General features: G+C 49.5%; 1 protein-coding gene. It reads right to left on the bottom strand.

The window, feature by feature from the left end:
* Positions 1-1,435: putative Ig domain-containing protein (locus R2S08_RS28800; RefSeq protein ID WP_316838349.1), on the bottom strand; the 1,435-nt coding region annotated here is incomplete at both ends.

Below are 1,435 nucleotides of genomic sequence, written 5' to 3'. Positions count from 1 at the left end.
CCGGGTTAAAAGTAAGGCCAGCCGGTAAGCCTGTAGCAGCATAGGTATATGGCGCCGTACCTGTACCGGTTACCGCCGGTAAAGGCTGAGAAGTATAAGGTGTTCCTACCAATCCATCTGCTAAAGTAGCATTTGGTAAAGAAAGGACCCCGTTCACTTTCAGGGCATAGGTTTGAGTTACGGTTGCATTTGCCGCATCGGTAACTTTAACGGAGATATTGAATGAACCGGATTGCGTCGGTGTGCCGGAGATCTGTCGAGTTGCCGGATCAAAGCTTAGTCCCGGAGGGATGTTGCTGGCCAGGTAAGTATAAGGGCCTGTTCCACCAGTTGCCGAAGGCAGGGTCTGGGTTACATATGGAGTTCCGGTGGTGCCATCAGCAAGCACTTTTGCTGGCATTACCAACGGATCGGTTACTTTAATGGTGTAGTTTGTGGTGATGGTTTTTCCATCAGCATCGGTTACCTTAACCGGGATGGTATAAGTACCAGCCAGAGTCGGTGTACCAGTGATCTGGTGAGTTGCCGGATCAAAGCTCAGTCCCGGAGGCAATCCAGTTGCAGTATAGGTATACGGACCGTTACCGCCGGTAGCCTGAGGGATGGTTTGGGTAGGATAAGGTTTACCTACAGTACCATCAGCAAGTGTTGCAGCTGGTAATACCAGTGGGTCTCTAACGATAATGGTATAATCAGTAGATACCGTATTTCCGTTGGCATCAGTAGCCGTTACCGGAATGGTATAAGTACCTTTTTGAGTCGGTGTACCAGAGATCTGGCGAGTTGCCGGATCGAAGGTCAGTCCCGGAGGCAGGTTAGTTGCGGTATAAGTATAAGGGGTTGTACCACCTGTTGCAGCCGGAAGGGTTTGTACCGGGTACAGTGTTCCAACAATACCATTCGGTAAAGTAGCAGCAGGTAAAGCCATGGCCGCAGTTACCCTTAAAGTATAAGCAGCAGTAGCGGTACATCCTTTGCTGTCTGTAGCAATCACCGAGAAGGTGAAATTACCAGCAGCAGTCGGGGTACCTCCAATGGCACCATTGGCACCTAGAGATAAACCTGCAGGTAGCGGGGTTGAAGGATCTATTGTATAGGTAAATGCAGGCGTTCCTCCTGTAGCCGGATTGATCTGTTTAGAATAGGTAGAAGCGACGGTCGCATTGCTTAAGGTTGTTGTAGCAAAAACGATGGCCGGGTTAACCGTTACGGCTACCGGTACACGTTGTGCATTGGCACAAGTACCACTGATCACCTCGATATAATAAGTTGTATTTGCGGTTAAGGCCGGAGTAGTAAAGGTAGATCCTGTAGCTAAAGCTGTACCACCAGTTGCTGCAGCATACCATTTCAAAGTAGTTCCGCCATTGGCTGTAGCAGATAAAGCAGCCGTACTTCCCGAACAGATATTCCTGCCGGTTGTTGCAACCGTAGG

Origin of the sequence: Pedobacter nutrimenti (assembly GCF_032678445.1) — a bacterium.
In the GTDB taxonomy this organism is placed as follows: domain Bacteria; phylum Bacteroidota; class Bacteroidia; order Sphingobacteriales; family Sphingobacteriaceae; genus Pedobacter; species Pedobacter nutrimenti_A.
The sequence above is the reverse complement of the archived record's forward strand: the minus strand, read 5'-3'. Positions and strand labels throughout refer to the sequence as shown.